General features: G+C 74.6%; 14 protein-coding genes. 10 read left to right on the top strand and 4 right to left on the bottom strand.

Going from position 1 to position 14,316, the window contains the following annotated elements; all coding sequences use genetic code 11:
- Positions 1-40 precede the first annotated feature (40 nt).
- A complete protein-coding gene (locus F7P10_RS01405) occupies positions 41-706 on the top strand; it encodes a carboxymuconolactone decarboxylase family protein (protein WP_151007703.1) in 666 nt (221 codons plus the stop codon).
- On the top strand, positions 699-1,364 hold the full coding sequence (locus F7P10_RS01400; protein WP_151007702.1) for a GNAT family N-acetyltransferase: 666 nt from the start codon (positions 699-701) through the stop codon (positions 1,362-1,364). The genes F7P10_RS01405 and F7P10_RS01400 overlap by 8 nt, the downstream gene beginning before the upstream one ends.
- Here the strand turns inward: F7P10_RS01400 and F7P10_RS01395 are convergent.
- Genes F7P10_RS01395 through F7P10_RS01380 form a run of 4 tightly spaced genes read right to left on the bottom strand, consistent with a single transcriptional unit; the run spans position 1,336 to position 5,595 of the window.
- Positions 1,336-2,751 (bottom strand): MmgE/PrpD family protein, encoded by a 1,416-nt coding sequence (locus tag F7P10_RS01395; RefSeq protein WP_151007701.1) that lies wholly within the window; start codon positions 2,749-2,751, stop codon positions 1,336-1,338. The two genes, F7P10_RS01400 and F7P10_RS01395, sit on opposite strands and share 29 nt — an antisense overlap.
- Positions 2,748-3,575 (bottom strand): cyclase family protein, encoded by an 828-nt coding sequence (locus tag F7P10_RS01390; protein WP_151007700.1) that lies wholly within the window; start codon positions 3,573-3,575, stop codon positions 2,748-2,750. The genes F7P10_RS01395 and F7P10_RS01390 overlap by 4 nt, the downstream gene beginning before the upstream one ends.
- Complete coding sequence (locus tag F7P10_RS01385; protein ID WP_151007699.1) at positions 3,572-4,411, bottom strand: CoA ester lyase; 840 nt, start codon at positions 4,409-4,411, stop codon at positions 3,572-3,574. The genes F7P10_RS01390 and F7P10_RS01385 overlap by 4 nt, the downstream gene beginning before the upstream one ends.
- Entirely contained in the window at positions 4,408-5,595 is a 1,188-nt protein-coding gene (locus tag F7P10_RS01380; protein ID WP_151007698.1) for a CaiB/BaiF CoA-transferase family protein, read from the bottom strand. The genes F7P10_RS01385 and F7P10_RS01380 overlap by 4 nt, the downstream gene beginning before the upstream one ends.
- A 258-nt stretch (positions 5,596-5,853) precedes the next feature.
- Here F7P10_RS01380 and F7P10_RS01375 point away from each other — a divergent pair, with 258 nt between their 5' ends.
- The 8 genes from F7P10_RS01375 (at position 5,854) to F7P10_RS01340 (ending at position 14,315) form a co-directional block, all read left to right on the top strand.
- Entirely contained in the window at positions 5,854-7,104 is a 1,251-nt protein-coding gene (locus F7P10_RS01375; protein ID WP_151007697.1) for an ABC transporter substrate-binding protein, read from the top strand.
- The gene (locus F7P10_RS01370) at positions 7,101-8,138 is read left to right on the top strand and encodes a branched-chain amino acid ABC transporter permease (RefSeq protein ID WP_151007696.1); all 1,038 of its coding nucleotides are present in this window, start codon (positions 7,101-7,103) and stop codon (positions 8,136-8,138) included. The genes F7P10_RS01375 and F7P10_RS01370 overlap by 4 nt, the downstream gene beginning before the upstream one ends.
- Positions 8,135-9,193 (top strand): branched-chain amino acid ABC transporter permease, encoded by a 1,059-nt coding sequence (locus F7P10_RS01365; RefSeq protein WP_151007695.1) that lies wholly within the window; start codon positions 8,135-8,137, stop codon positions 9,191-9,193. The genes F7P10_RS01370 and F7P10_RS01365 overlap by 4 nt, the downstream gene beginning before the upstream one ends.
- Positions 9,190-9,924: an ABC transporter ATP-binding protein gene (locus tag F7P10_RS01360; protein WP_151007694.1), complete on the top strand. Its 735-nt coding sequence runs from the start codon at positions 9,190-9,192 to the stop codon at positions 9,922-9,924. The genes F7P10_RS01365 and F7P10_RS01360 overlap by 4 nt, the downstream gene beginning before the upstream one ends.
- A complete protein-coding gene (locus F7P10_RS01355) occupies positions 9,911-10,612 on the top strand; it encodes an ABC transporter ATP-binding protein (RefSeq protein ID WP_151007693.1) in 702 nt (233 codons plus the stop codon). The genes F7P10_RS01360 and F7P10_RS01355 overlap by 14 nt, the downstream gene beginning before the upstream one ends.
- Positions 10,609-11,982 (top strand): MmgE/PrpD family protein, encoded by a 1,374-nt coding sequence (locus F7P10_RS01350; protein ID WP_218040323.1) that lies wholly within the window; start codon positions 10,609-10,611, stop codon positions 11,980-11,982. Before F7P10_RS01355 ends, F7P10_RS01350 begins: the two co-directional genes overlap by 4 nt.
- A 12-nt stretch (positions 11,983-11,994) precedes the next feature.
- Positions 11,995-12,666: a hydantoin racemase gene (locus F7P10_RS01345; RefSeq protein WP_151007692.1), complete on the top strand. Its 672-nt coding sequence runs from the start codon at positions 11,995-11,997 to the stop codon at positions 12,664-12,666.
- Between the two features lie 254 nt (positions 12,667-12,920).
- Positions 12,921-14,315, top strand: a complete 1,395-nt coding sequence (locus F7P10_RS01340; protein WP_151007691.1) for an FAD-binding protein — start codon at positions 12,921-12,923, stop codon at positions 14,313-14,315.
- The last annotated feature ends 1 nt before the right edge of the window (position 14,316 follow it).

Raw genomic sequence — 14,316 nt, 5'->3', positions numbered from 1 at the left:
GGTCTTGAGCGGTCCGCGCCGACCGCCTACCGTTCCGTAAGTGATCGACCCCGTGAGCGGTGAGCACGTTGACGACCATCTGCGCCGCGAACCGTTCGCGTCGCGGCTCCCCCTGCTGTCGCCCGGCGCGCTCGCCGACGAGCAGCGGGCGGTGTACGAGGCGGTGACGGGCGGGCCGCGGTCCGGCCGGGCGCCCGCGTTCCGCATGACCGACGCGGACGGGCGGCTGCTCGGCCCGTTCAACGCGATGCTGTACAGCCCTTCCGTCGGGCTTCCGCTGCAGGACCTCGGCGCCGCGCTGCGGTTCCGGACCGGGTTCACCCGGCGGGAGCGGGAGATCGCGACGCTGGTCGTCGCGGCGCATGCGCGCTCGGACTTCGAGTGGTACGCGCACGAGCGGATCGGGCTGCGCGCCGGCCTGGAGCAGGAGGAGATGGACGCCCTGCGGGCGGGCCGCGCGCCGATGTTCGGCGACGTCCGCGAGCGGGTGGTGTACGAGGCGGTGCGGCAGCTGGCCGCCGAGCAGGACCTCGGGGACGCGGTGTACGCCGAGGCGGTCGCGACGCTCGGCCGTGCCGCGGTGGTCGAGCTGGTCACGCTCGTGGGGTACTACACGGCGCTGGCGATGCAGCTGCGGGTGTTCCGGGTCGGGGTGCCCGAGGGGGAGCCCGCGCCGGAGTGGCCGGACGGGGACGGCGATGCGTGAGCTGCTGCGCACCGAGCGGCTCGCGCTGCGCCCGGTCAGCATGCGCGACCACCGGCCGCTGCTGGCGCACTGGACGCGGCCGCCGGTCCGCCGCCACCTGTTCGGCGACGCCGCGGTGTCGGCCGTGCAGGTCACCGAGATCATCGCGGCGAGCCGCCGGGACTTCGCGTCGCTCGGGTACGGGCTGTGGACGCTGCGGCCCGTGGTGGGCGCACCCGTGGTGGGCGCACCCGCGGCCGGTGAGCCCCTCGTGGGCGACCCGCTGGTCGGTGTCGCCGGGCTGACCGGCCGGGACGGTCCGGGCGCGGGCGTGGAGATCGTCTACAGCTTGGAGCCGGAGTCGTGGGGCGAGGGACTGGCCGCCGAGGCGTCCCGCGCGGTGCTGGACTACGCGTTCGGCGTGGTGGGCCTGCGCCGGGTCGCCGCCGAGATCGACCCGGACAGCGCCGTGTCGATGCGGGTCGCCGAGCGGCTCGGGATGCGTCCGGTTCCGGACGGCCGGGCCGGACCGGACGGCGCGTCGTTCTACGCGGCCGACCGGTCCGGGTGGACCGCCGCGCGGCTCCCGGCGGAGGGCGTGGACGCCGTCCGCCCGGTCGCGCGGGCGGTTCAGGTCACGGCGGTCCCGGTCACGCCAGCAGCGACGTCAGCGGGGTGAGGTCGTCCAGGTCGGCGAGCCCGTAGACGAGGCCGGTGATGCGGTCGGCCCGCTCGGCGGGGACGCCGCGGGAGGCGTTCAGCCGGAACTTCGTCGCCAGTTCGTCGGCCGACAGCGGGTTGCCGGGGCCGCCGCGGTTGGCGTCGACGCGCTCCTCCAGGACGGCGCCGCCGCGGGTGCGGACGCGCAGCACGGCGGGGAACTGGTGGGGGAAGATCTCGTCGCAGCGCGGGTCGGGGACGCAGCGGACCTTCGCGGCGAGCGCGAGCCGGGCCGGGTCGGCGGCGGCCTCGTCGGTGAAGTCCTCGTGGAAGACGCCGAGCCCGCCGCCGCCGAGCAGCGCCGCCGCGACCGTGTACGGGCCGGAGAACGCCGCGTGGTAGCCGGACTTGGGACGGATCTTGTCCTCGTGGGGTTCGCCGATCGTGCGGAGCACCGGGGTGGGGGCGCCCAGTTCGATCCCGTCGACGTCGGACGGGTCGAGCCCGGCGGCGCGCAGCCGCAGCGCGGCGTCGACGCCCGCGTGGGTGAAGTGGTTGCACGGGTAGGGCTTGAAGAAGATCCCCGGCAGTTCCCAGTGCTCGCCGAGCCGGTCGGTGAGCGCGTCGAGGTCGGCCTGGTCGCCGCAGAACGCCTGCAGCAGCCCGAACCGTCCCTCCAGGACGGTCGGCGGGCCGGTGAGCCCGGCGCGGGCGAGCCCGGCGGCGGTGACGGCGGCGTGCGCGGCCCAGCCGCAGTGGACCCGCTTGACGGTGCCGCCGGTGCGGTTGGCCTCCAGGATCCCCGAGCCCATGCTGGAGGCGATGCCCATCGCGTCGGCGATTCCGGCGGCGTCCAGGCCGGACAGCATCGCGGCGGAGGCGGCGGCGCCGACGGCGCCGCAGATCGCGGTGGCGTGCTGCCCGCGCTCGAAGAACACCGAGTTGCCGAGGGCGCGGTCGTACCCGGCCATGCCGATCCGGACGGTGATCTCGATGCCGACGGCGACCGCGTCCAGCAGCCGTGCCCCGGACGCGCCGTGCGCCTCGGCGGCGGCGAGCGCGGCGGGCACGACGGACGCCGACGGGTGCAGTACCGACGGCAGGTGCGTGTCGTCGAAGTCGAGGGAGTGCGCGAGGGTGCCGTTGAGCAGGGCGGCGTTCGGTTCGGGCAGCCGGGCGGCGGTGCCGATCCCGGTGGCCCGGCCCGCGCCGCCCCACTCGGCGACGAGCGCCCCCACGGCGCGGGCGGGCGGCTCCCCGGTGGCGGCGAGGCTGTTGCCGAGCGCGTCCAGGACGCGGCGGGCGGCGTCGTCGCGCAGTTCGGAGGGCAGGCCCTCGGTGCCCGCACGGTCGGCGAGGGCGGCGAGCCGCTGGACGGCCGTCGGCTCGGTCTGCGTGGTCGTCACGCCGCCCCCTGGGAGACGGCCGCGAGCGGCCGCACCGGGGACCCGGTGCCGCCCTTGATCCGCAGCGGGGCCAGCACGAACACGAACTCGTGCCGTCCCTCGGCGGCGACGGCCTCCAGGTTCAGGTGCTCCATGATGAAGATCCCCGACTCGACGAGCAGGATGCGGTGGACGGGCAGGACCGCGTGGCCCGCGCCCTCGGGGATCTGCTCGTAGGCGGTGGTGTCGGCGCCGGTCGCGACGATCCCGCGCTCGGCCAGCCAGCGGGCCGCCTCGGGCGTCGCGCCGGGCACGCCGGTCTCCTTGCCCAGGTAGGCGGTGGTGTCGCCGAAGTTGCGGGCCCAGCCGGTGCGGATCAGCGCGACGTCGCCCGCGCCGGGTCCGGCGCCCGCCCGCTTCGCGGCGAGGTCGAGGTCCTCGGCGGTCACGCCGTAGCCGGGCGGCAGGACGTCGACGCCGTGCACGGCGGCGACGTCCAGGAGCACGCCGCGGCGCAGCAGGCCGGGCAGGTTCTCGGCGCCGTGGCTGGTGAACGCGCCGCCGCGCTGCGCCTCGGCCGCGTCGACGCCGCCGTGCAGCGCGCCGTCGTGGCTGACGTGCGACAGGGCGTCGATGTGGGTGCCGACGTGGCCGCCGGTCACGATGATCTCGTTGGCGGCCGAGCCGCCGTCCGGGCGCATCATGTCGCCGTGCCGCCGGATCAGCGTCATGCGGAAGCCGGGGTGGTTCGGCGAGCACGGCATGCCGGTGAAGAACGGCTGGCCCAGCTCGATGAGCCGGACGCCGCCGGCGACCGCGGCGAGCAGCGGGTCGGGGGAGGTCATGGGCGGGTTCCTTCCTTGGGGGCGGTTCCGGCGGCGGCCGCCGCGGCGTCCAGGATCGCGGCGGCGCGTTCGACGACCGCCTTGTCGACGAACCGGCCGTCCGCGTCGATCCAGGCGGCGTCGCCGTGCTGCTCGGCCAGGCGGTCCATCAGGCCGCGCGCCCAGGCGACGTCGGACGGGTCCGGGGCGCACGCGTCGTGCACGACGGGGATCTGGGCGGGGTGGATCACCGACCGGCCGAAGAACCCGGCGCGCTGCCCGGCGCGGGTGTCGGCGGCGAGCCCGTCCAGGTCGCGGACGGCCGTCCAGACGCTCTGCGGCGGGCTGGGCAGCCCGGCGGCGCGGGCGGCCACGACGATCCGCGAGCGCGGCCAGGCGAGGGCGTCGCCGCCGGCGCGCAGGTCGGCCGCCAGGTCGGCCTCGCCGAGCGAGATCCCCGCCACCAGCGGGTGCGCGGTGGCGAGGGCGAACGCGCGCTCGACGCCGAGGGCCGACTCGACCACCGGCAGGACGGGCGCGCCGAGGGCGTCGGCGACGCGGCGCAGCTCGTCGGGGTCCTCGCACTTGGGGATCCGGACGCCGGCGAGCGCGCCGGGGGACGCGGCGAGGGCCCGGACGTCCGCGTCGCCGTCGGGGGTCGCGGGCGCGTTGATCCGCACGTGCGCCGGACGGCCCTCGGCGAGGACGCCGGTGACGGTGCGGCGCGCGTCCGCCTTGGCGGCGGGCGCCACGGCGTCCTCGAGGTCGAGGATCACCGTGTCGGCGGCCGAGCCGAGGGCCTTGGCGATGCGGTCGGGCCGGTCGCCGGGCACGTACAGCCACGTGCGGGGCGTCACCGGATCACGCCCTTGCCGCGCAGCTCGGCCAGCTCGGCCTCGCCGACCCCGTACCGGCCGAGGATCTCGGCGGTGTGGGCGCCGAGCGGCGGCCCGGCCGTCTCGATCCGGCCCGGGGTCCGCGACATCCGGAACAGGACGTTCTGCATCTTCACCGGGCCGAGCTCGTCGTCGGGGACGGTCGCGATGCTGCCGAGCGCGTCGAACTGGGGGTCGGTCATCACGTCGGCGGCGGTGTAGATCGGGGCGACGGCGGCCTCGGCCTCCTCGAACGCCCGGACGACCTCGTCTCGGTCGCGCTCGGCGATCCACGAGCCGACGGCCTCGTCCAGCTCGTCCGCGTGCTTCGCGCGCTCCGCGCCGGTCGCGAACCAGGGCTCGTCGATGAACTCGGGCCGGCCGACCAGGCGCATGACCCGCTCGGCGATCGACTGGGCGCTGGTGGAGATCGCGACCCAGCCGCCGTCGCGGGTGCGGTAGGTGTTGCGCGGCGCGTTGTTGTGCGACCGGTTGCCGGTGCGGGCCTGCAGCTCGCCGAGCTGGTCGTAGGTGATGATCTGCGGGCCGAGGAGGGTGAGGATCGGCTCGATGATGGCCAGGTCGATCACCTGGCCCGCGCCGCTCGCGTCGCGCGCCCGCAGCGCCGCCATCACCGCATACGCTGTGGTCAGGGCGGCGATCCCGTCGGCGAGGCCGAACGGCGGCAGCGTCGGGGGCCCGTCCGGCTCACCGGTGATGGCGGCGAACCCGCTCATCGCCTCGGCGAGCGTCCCGAACCCGGGGCGCCGCGAGTACGGGCCGGTCTGCCCGAACCCGGTCACGCGGGCCAGCACGAGCCCGGGGTTGATCTTTTTGAGCTCGTCGTAGCCGAGCCCCCACCGCTCCAGCGTCCCGGGCCGGAAGTTCTCGATCACCACATCCGCGTCGGCGGCCAGCCGGCGGAACAGCTCCTGCCCCTCGGGGGAGCCGAGGTAGAGCGTGACGGCCTTCTTGTTGCGGCCGAGCATCTTCCACCACAGTCCGACGCCGTCGCGCTGCGCGCCGTGGCTGCGCACCGGGTCGCCCTTCGGGTGCTCGATCTTGACGACCTCAGCCCCGAAGTCGGCGAGCAGCGTCGCCGCGAGCGGCCCGGCGAAGAGCGTGGCCGCGTCGAGCACGCGGACTCCGGACAGGGCGTCGGTCATGGTTGCCGCCTTCGCTCAGAAAGTTTCACGTGTGTTTCGCTTGGAGGAACGATAGTCGATGTGGATCCGGATTGCTGTGCGGTGCCGATGCCCACAAGTTGGCACCGGTCATCGAGTTCAGTCAAGTTTCACCTAGATATTGACCCGGTGACGTGACGGGTGCCACGATGGCGCATCGGTTGTCCGGCGTTTCTCCAAGCGGAACACAAGATCGAACCATGGAGCGACCGCGCCGGACACGTTGGGCGGGAGAGGTGAATGTCGGCTCGAAAGCTCGTCGCCGGGCTCGGCGCCTGCGCGGTCCTGCTGGCCGCCGCGGGCTGCGGCGGCTCGGCGCCCTCCGGCGCCGCCGGCGCGGCCGGCGGACGCGACACGGGGCCCGTCAAGATCGGCGCACTGCATCCGGTCAGCGGCGGCCTCGCGGTGGACGGCCAGCAGATGCGGCGCGGCGCGCGGATGGCGGTGGAGGCGATCAACGCCGCCGGGGGCATCAAGGCCCTCGGCGGCCGGAAGGTCGAACTGGTCACCGGGGACACGCAGGGCAAGGCCGAGGTCGGCCAGAGCGAGGCCCAGCGGCTGATCTCCGAGGGGGCGGTCGGGATCGTCGGCACCTACCAGAGCGCCGTCAGCACGAACGTCGCGGTCGTCACGGAACGCAACGAGGTGCCGTTCGTCATGGACGTCACCGCGTCGGACGAGATCTTCGCGCACGGGTACGACTACTCGTTCCGCGTACAGCCCGGCAGCGAGGTCATCTCCGCCGCCGCCGCGAAGTACCTGAAGGCGGTTTCGGAGGAGGCCGGCGAGCCGGTGAAGCAGGTCGCGTTCCTGCACGAGCAGAGCGACTTCGGCAGCGGCGCCGCCGAGGCGTTCGCCGCGGCCGCGGGCGACCTCGGGATCAAGGTCGATCCGGTGATCAGCTATGACGCGGCGACCGTCTCCGACCTCACCGCGCAGATCACGCAGGTCAAGGCGTCCGGCGCGGACGTCCTGGCGATCGCCGGGTACTACCGCGACGGGCTGCTCGCCGCGAAGGCGATCAACGCGGTCAAGCCCGGCCTGAACGCCGTCTGGGGCGTCTCCAACGGCGCGTTCGACCAGCCCAAGTTCGTCGCCGACACCGGTGCCCTCGGTGAGCGGTACTTCAGCACCAACTACCACTTCGACGCCCAGGACCCGCAGACGCGGGAGCTGCGCGCCGAGTACCAGCGGCGCTACGGCGCCCCCATGCGCACGGGCGCGGTCCTCGCCTACGACGCGGTGCAGACGATCGCGGCGGGCGTGGAACGCGCGGGCAGCACCGACCCGCTGGAGGTCCGCGACGGCATCGCGGGCGCCGAGGTCGAGCCCCTGACGGTCGGCTCCGGCCCGATCTCCTTCGCCCCCAACGGAGACAACGAGAACGCCCTCCCGGTTCTCATGCAGGTACAGGACGGCAAGGTCGTGCAGGTCTATCCGGAGGATAAGGCCGAGGCCGAGCCCAACTACTCGGTGACGTGGCGGTCATGAGCGATACCAAGAACGGCGGGGCGGCGACGCTGGACCCCGCAACCCCCGAATCGTCCCCGGCCCGGCGGCTCCTGGCCGCGCCGGACGGCACCGGCGCCCTGCTGCGGCGCGCGGGCGTCGTCGGCGGCCTGGCGGTGATCGCGATCGCGGTCGCGCTGCTCAAGTCGGGAAGCGGCCTGGTCGTCTGGCAGTCGGTGGTCACCGGCCTGCTGATGGGCGGGCTGTACGGGCTCATCGCGATGGGCCTCACGCTGATCTTCGGCGTGCTCGACATCGTCAACTTCGCGCACGGCGCCCTGCTGGCCATCGCGATGTTCATCGCGTTCGGCGTCGTCCAGGGCACCGGCCTCCACCCCTATCTCACGCTGCTGGTGGCGGTGCCGGCGCTGTTCCTCATCGGCGCCGCCGTGCACCGCGGGCTGCTGTCCGGGACGGGCGGCGCGTCGCTGGAGAACCAGCTGCTGATCACCCTCGGGCTGTCGCTGCTGCTGGAGAACGGGCTGCTGATGTTCTTCGGCGCCGAGCCCAAGAACGTCTCGCTGCCCGGCGACTTCCAGTTCTCGCTGTTCGGCGCGGTCGTCGCCGGCGGCCGGCTGTACGCCTTCCTCGGCGCGCTGCTCATCGGCGCCGTGCTGTTCTGGCTGCTGCGCCGCACCCGGTTCGGGACGGCGATCCGCGCGGTCGCCGCGAACGGGCAGGGCGCCGAGCTCGTCGGCGTGAACGTCCGGCGGGTCCACACCCTCACGTTCGCGATCGGCACGGCCTGCGCCGGCGCCGCCGCCGTCCTGGCCGCGCCGCTGGTGACCGTGACGCCGACGCTCGGCGAGCAGTTCAACATCACCGCGTTCGTGGTGGTCGTCCTCGGCGGGATGGGCAACGTGGCGGGCGCGCTCGTCGGCGGCCTGCTCATCGGGCTCGTCGAGCAGCTCACCACGATCTACATGGATGGCCAGAGCTCGCTGCTCGGCGTGTTCGTCGTCTTCCTGATCGTGCTGTTCCTGCGGCCCCAGGGCCTGTTCGGGAGGCGCGCATGACCGGCATCACGATCACCGGCGGGCGCGACGCGACCGCCTCCCGGTCCGCCAAGGCGCCGCCGCTGCGGCCGCAGAACCGGCAGCTGATCATTCTGGGGGTGCTGCTGCTGGTCGCGATCCCGCTGCCGCTGCTGCTGCCGTCCGCGCAGGGCGCCGTCGCCGTCCGCATCCTGATCTTCGCGATCATGGCGATCGGCTGGAACACCATGAGCGGCTTCGGCGGGATGTTCAGCTTCGGGCACGCCGCGTTCTTCGGCCTCGGTGCCTACACCAGCGCCTACCTGCTGGTGAACCACGGCGTGTCGCCGTGGATCGGGATGCTCGCCGGGATGGCCGTCGCGGCGCTCGCCGCCGTGGTCATCGGGTACTTCGCGTTCCGGTACAAGCTGCAGGGCGCCTACTTCGCGCTCGCGACGTTCGCGTTCGCCGAGATGCTGCGGCTGATCGTCACCACGACCGAGTTCACGAACAAGGCGGTCGGGTTCACGGTCCCGCTGATCGAGGGCTCGTCGCTGTGGAAGATCCAGTTCCCGGCCGACTCGCCCGCCTACTTCTGGGTCGCGCTCGCCCTCGCCGGGCTCGCCGCCCTGGCCAGCATCCTGTTCCTGCACTCGCGGACCGGACGGTACGTCACCGCGATCCGCGACGACGAGACGGCCGCCGCGTCCCTCGGCACCCCGGTGATGCGGTACAAGCTGATCACCGTCGGGCTGTCCGCCGCGATCACCGCGGTCGCCGGGGCGTTCTACACGCAGTACTACCTGTTCGTGAACCCGGAGCTGGCGTTCGGCTCGTCGGTGTCGGTCCAGGCGATCGCGACCGTGGTGATCGGCGGCATCGGGACGATCTGGGGCCCGGTCGTCGGCGCGGTGATCGTCGGCTCGCTGTCGGACGTCACCGCGACGCTCCTGCGCACCCCGCCGGAGTTCCTGAGCTTCCTGCAGGGCCGCAGCGGCCTCGACGTCGCGCTGTACGCGATCTTGCTGATCCTGATCGTCCGGCTGCTGCCCAAGGGGATCGTCGGCACGCTGCAGTCGAGGTGGAGGAGACGATGAGCATCCTCGAAGTGACCGGCGTCGGTAAGGGGTTCCGCGGCCTGCGCGCCCTGTCGGACGTGGACTTCCGCGTCGACCAGGGCGAGATCCTCGGGATCATCGGCCCGAACGGCGCGGGCAAGACCACCCTGTTCAACGTCGTGTGCGGCGACCTCGCGCCCGACACCGGCAGCGTCACGTTCGGCGGCAGGGACATCACCGGCGCGAAGCCGCACCGCATCGCCCGCGCGGGCATGGTCCGGACGTTCCAGCTCATGCGGCCCTTCGCGAGCATGACCGTCCAGGAGAACGTGGCCCTGGCCGCCCAGCACGAGCGCCTCCCGGCCCGCCGCCTCCGCGACGCGTCCATGGAGATCGTCGAACGGGTCGGGCTCGGCGACTGGGCGTACCGCCCCGCGACCGAGCTGCCCACCGCCGGGCTCAAGCGCCTCGAACTCGCCCGCGCCCTCGCGATGAAGCCCCGCGTCCTGCTGCTGGACGAGGTCCTCGCGGGGCTCGTGCCGTCCGAGCGCGAACCCGTCCTGGATCTCCTGGCGGACCTGCGCGAGCAGGACGGCACGACCCTGCTGTTCATCGAGCACATCATGGCGGCGGTGATGCGGCTGTCGGACCGCGTTCTGGTCCTCGACCAGGGCACGGTGCTGGCCGCCGGCTCCGCCGAGGAGGTCACCTCCGACCCCCGCGTGATCGAGGCCTACCTCGGGGAGGAGCCCGGCGATGCTGAAGCTTGAGCGGGTCTGCTGCGGCTACGGCCGCATGCAGATCCTGCACGACGTCGACCTGCACCTGGACGAGGGCGAGATCGTCGCGCTCGTCGGCGCGAACGGCGCGGGCAAGACCACCACCCTGCGGGCCGTCTGCGGCCAGCTCCGGCCCGGCTCCGGGACGATCACGTTCGACGGGGCCTCCACCCTCGGGCGCCGCCCGGACGAGCTCGTCCGGGCCGGCCTCGTGCACGTCCCCGAGGACCGCGCCCTGTTCGGCACCCTCACCGTCGAGGAGAACCTCCGGATGGGCGCGTGGACCCGCACCTCGGAGGAGGCCGCGGAGTCGATGCGCGAGGTGTTCGAGCTGTTCCCGATCCTGGCCGAGCGCCGCCACCAGGTGGCGCAGACCTTCAGCGGCGGGCAGCAGCAGATGCTCGCGATCGCCCGCGCGCTGATGGCCCGGCCCCGGCTGCTGATGCTGGACGAGCCGTCCACCGGCCTGGCGCCGAAGCTGACGTGGACGATGCTCGACGCGGTCAAGCGCATCCGCGACACCGGCGTCGCGGTCCTGCTGGTGGAGCAGAACGCCAAGCAGGCGCTCGGCATCGCCGACCGCGCGTACGTGATGGAGAGCGGCGCGACCGTCCTGCACGGGACCGGTGCCGAGCTGGCCGGTTCCGCCGAGGTGAGGAAGGCGTACCTGGGGCTTTGACGAACGAGGAGCTGAAGGCCCGCGCGCGGGAGGCCACCGCGCGGCTGGGGGAGTGGGCCGCCGGGCTCGACGTCGCGGACGTGCCGGGTCCGGTGCTGGAGCGGCTGTCGCTCGTCCTGCTCGACACCCTCGGGGTGACGGCGCTGGGCGCCGCGCTCGACGAGCAGCGGGCGCTGCGGGCCGCCTGGAACGCCCCGGACGGGCCGGCGCCGCTGATCGGCGGCGGCCGGTCGGTCGCGGTGGACGCCGCCGCCTGGCTGAACGCGAACGCGCTGGTCTCGCTCGAGCTGGACGAGGGCAACAAGTACGCGAAGGGCCACCCGGCGGCGCACGGCTTCCCGGCCGTCCTGGCGCTGGCCGCCGAGCGCGACGCCACGGGCGCCGACACCGCCGCGGCGCTGCTGGCCGCCTACGAGGTCGCCGCCCGGTTCGGCCGCGCCGCCCGGCTCCGCGAGGGCGCCCACCCCCACGGCAACTGGGGCGTCGCGGGCGCCGCGGCCGGGTGCGCGCGGCTGCTCGGCCTGGACGCCGCCGCGACCGCCGCCGCGATCGACGCGGGCGCGGGCCTCCCGGTGGCCGGGCACTTCGCGTCCGCGACCGACGGGAACCCCGTCCGCAACGCGTGGATGGGCGCGTCGAACGTCTCGGGCCTGGCGGCGGCGCGGATGGCGGCGGCCGGGGTCGCCCGCAACACCGGCACGGCCGCGCTGTCGCTCGGCGCCCTGCTCGGCGAGCTGGACGCCGCCGAGCTGACCGGCGGCCTCGGCGAGCGCTGGGACGTGGCGCGCGGCTACTTCAAGCGGCACGCGTCCTGCTCGTTCACCCATCCGGCCGCCGACGCCGCTCTCGACCTGCGCGGCCACCTCGACCCGGCGCGGATCACGGCGGTCCTGGTGGAGACCCACGCGCTCGGCGCGGGCCTGGCGTCGGCCGAGTGGGACTCCCGGCTGGCGGCGATGTTCTCCACCCCGTTCGCCGTGGCCGCCGCCCTGCTCGACGGCGAGGTCGGCCCGGCCGCGTCCGGCCCCGGCCGCCTCGACGACCCGGACCTGCGCGGGCTCGCCCGGCGCGTCCGCGTGACCGCCGCCGCCGACCTGACCGCGCGGCTGCCGGACGAGCGCCCCGCCCGCGTCACCGTCGAGCTGGACGACGGCGCGACGCTCACCCGCGAGGCGCCGAACCCGGTCGGTGACGCCGACCACCACCCCCTGGACGAGCGCGACGTCGTGCGGCTGCTGCACCGGTGGCTGCCCGGCGGGTCCGCGCTGATCGACCGGGCCGCCGGGTTCGCCCGCGACCTGCCGACCCTGCCGCACGCCGGCGCGCCCCTGCGCGGACTCGCCGGCGCGCGGAACGGCACCGAGGAATAAGGAGATGAGCCGATGCGCGCCCTCGCGGTGACGCCGATCCACCTGCCGCCGGACGAGGTCCGGCGGCGGCAGGCCCGCTACGACCGGCTGGCCCCGCCCGGCCTGACGGTCGAGCTGCGCGACGTCGGCTCCGCCGCGCCCCCGTCCCTGGAGGACGAGGCGTCCGTGCGGGCGTCCGAGAAGGCGGTGGCGAGCGCCATCGCGGAGGCCGGGGAAGGGTTCGACCTGGCGTTCCCCGACTGCGTGCTCGACCCGGCCGTCCCCGACGGCCCGGCCCCGGCCCCGGCGGGCGTGCCGGTGAACGGGCTCCTCAAGCTGAGTAGTATGCACCTCTCTGCGTTGAATATCCGATTCGGTGCGGTGGTGCGGAACGAGGCGATCGGCGCGGAACTGGACCGGCGCCTGCGGGCCTACGGCCTCGCCGGGAACCTCGCCGGCATCGCGATCCTCGCGCTGCCGTTCGACGCGATCGCCGACACGGCCGCCTGGAACGCCGCGCTCGGCGACGCCGTCGCCGTCCTGGCGAGGGCCGGGGCCACCGCGGTGATCAACGGCTGCTCCGCCGTGGACGTCGAGGACGCCGCCCTGGCCGCCGCCGTCGTCGACCCGACGGCCCTCGCCCTGCGCCTCCTCGCCGCCCGCGCCGAAGCGGACGCCGCGATGTCCGGAGGGAGTGCGTCATGACGGAGCGGAGCTTGCGTAGCGAGGGCATGAGCGCAGTTCTTGCCGGGGGGTGTGGGGGGTCGTCCCCCACGAGGAGTGCGTCATGACGGAGCGGAGCTTGCGTAGCGAGGGCATGAGCGCAGTTCTTGCCGGGGGGTGTGGGGGGTCGTCCCCCACGAGGAGTGCGTCATGACGGAGCGGAGCTTGCGTAGCGAGGGCATGAGCGCAGTTCTTGCCGGGGGATATGTGGGGGCGTCCCTCCACGAGGAGGACGCATGACCGACGGACCCGACCTGGTCGTCGCGGGCGCGGGCGGCGGGCTCGCCGGGGCCCTGCGCGCCGCCGAACTCGGCCTCGACGTCCTCGTGATCGAGGCCGACGAGCACTTCCGGCGCGGCAACAACACCTCGATGTCGACCGCGATGTTCCCCGGCGCCGGTTCCCGCTGGCAGCGGGACGCCGGTGTCGACGACTCCCCGGACCGGTTCGTCGCCGACATCGACGCCAAGACCGGCGGGACGGCCGACGCGCGGCTCGCCCGCACGCTCGCCGAGGTCAGCGCGCCGCTCGTCGAGTGGCTCGCCGACTCCGCCGAGCTGCCGCTGTCGCTGGTCACCGACTTCAACTACCCGGGCCACGCCGTCCACCGCTGCCACTCGGTCCCCGGACGGCACGGCTCCAGCGTGATCGACCACCTGGCCCGCCGCGTCCGCGCGCACCCGAACATCGACCTGCTCGTCCCCGCCCGGCTCGCCGACGTCGCGACCGGCCCGGACGGCGCGGTGCGCGCGGCGGTCGTCCAGTACCCGGACGGGACGCGCGAGGAGATCCCGACCCGCGCGGTGCTGCTGGCCACCAACGGCTACGGCGCCGACCGCGACCTGGTCGAGCGGCACCTCCCGGAGATCGCGGGCGCGCTCTACCACGGCGGCGAGCACTCGCGCGGGGACGCGCTGCGGATCGGCGGCGGGCTCGGCGCGGCCACCGGCTACCTGGACGCCTACCAGGGCCACGGGGCCGTCGCGCCCGGCGCGGGCACCCTCGTCGGCTGGGCGACGATCATCCACGGCGGGTTCATCGTCGACACCGGCGGACGCCGGTTCGGCAACGAGACCCGCGGCTACTCCGAGTACGCCGCCGAGATCGCCGCCCGCCCGGACGCCACCGGCTGGATCGTCCTCGACAAGACCGTCCACGACCAGTGCAGCGCGTTCCAGGACTTCCGCGACACCGTCGAGTCGGGCGTCCTGGTGTGGGCCGGCGACGCCGCGGGCCTCGCCGAGGCCACCGGCCTGCCCGCGCGGGCCCTCACCGACGAGATCGCCCGCACGGCCGCCGTCGCGCGCGGCGAGACCCCCGACGCGCACGGCCGCACGAACTGGGAGCGCCCCCTCGAGCCCCCGTACGCCGCCGTCCGCGTCGTCCCCGCCCTGTTCCACACCCAGGGCGGCCTGATCGTGAACGAGGACGCGGCGGTCGTCCGCCCGGACGGCACCCCGATCCCGGGCCTGTACGCCGCGGGCGGCGCGGCCGCCGGGATCTCCGGCCACGGCGCCGCCGGCTACCTGCCCGGCAACGGCCTGCTGCCCGCGTTCGGGCTCGCGTACCTGGCGGCGGGCGCCGCCGCGCGCGGGCGCACCGCTCCCACCCCGCACACCGAAGGAGAATGAG

Source organism: Actinomadura sp. WMMB 499, assembly GCF_008824145.1.
In the GTDB taxonomy this organism is placed as follows: Bacteria; Actinomycetota; Actinomycetes; order Streptosporangiales; family Streptosporangiaceae; genus Spirillospora.
The sequence above is the reverse complement of the archived record's forward strand: the minus strand, read 5'-3'. Positions and strand labels throughout refer to the sequence as shown.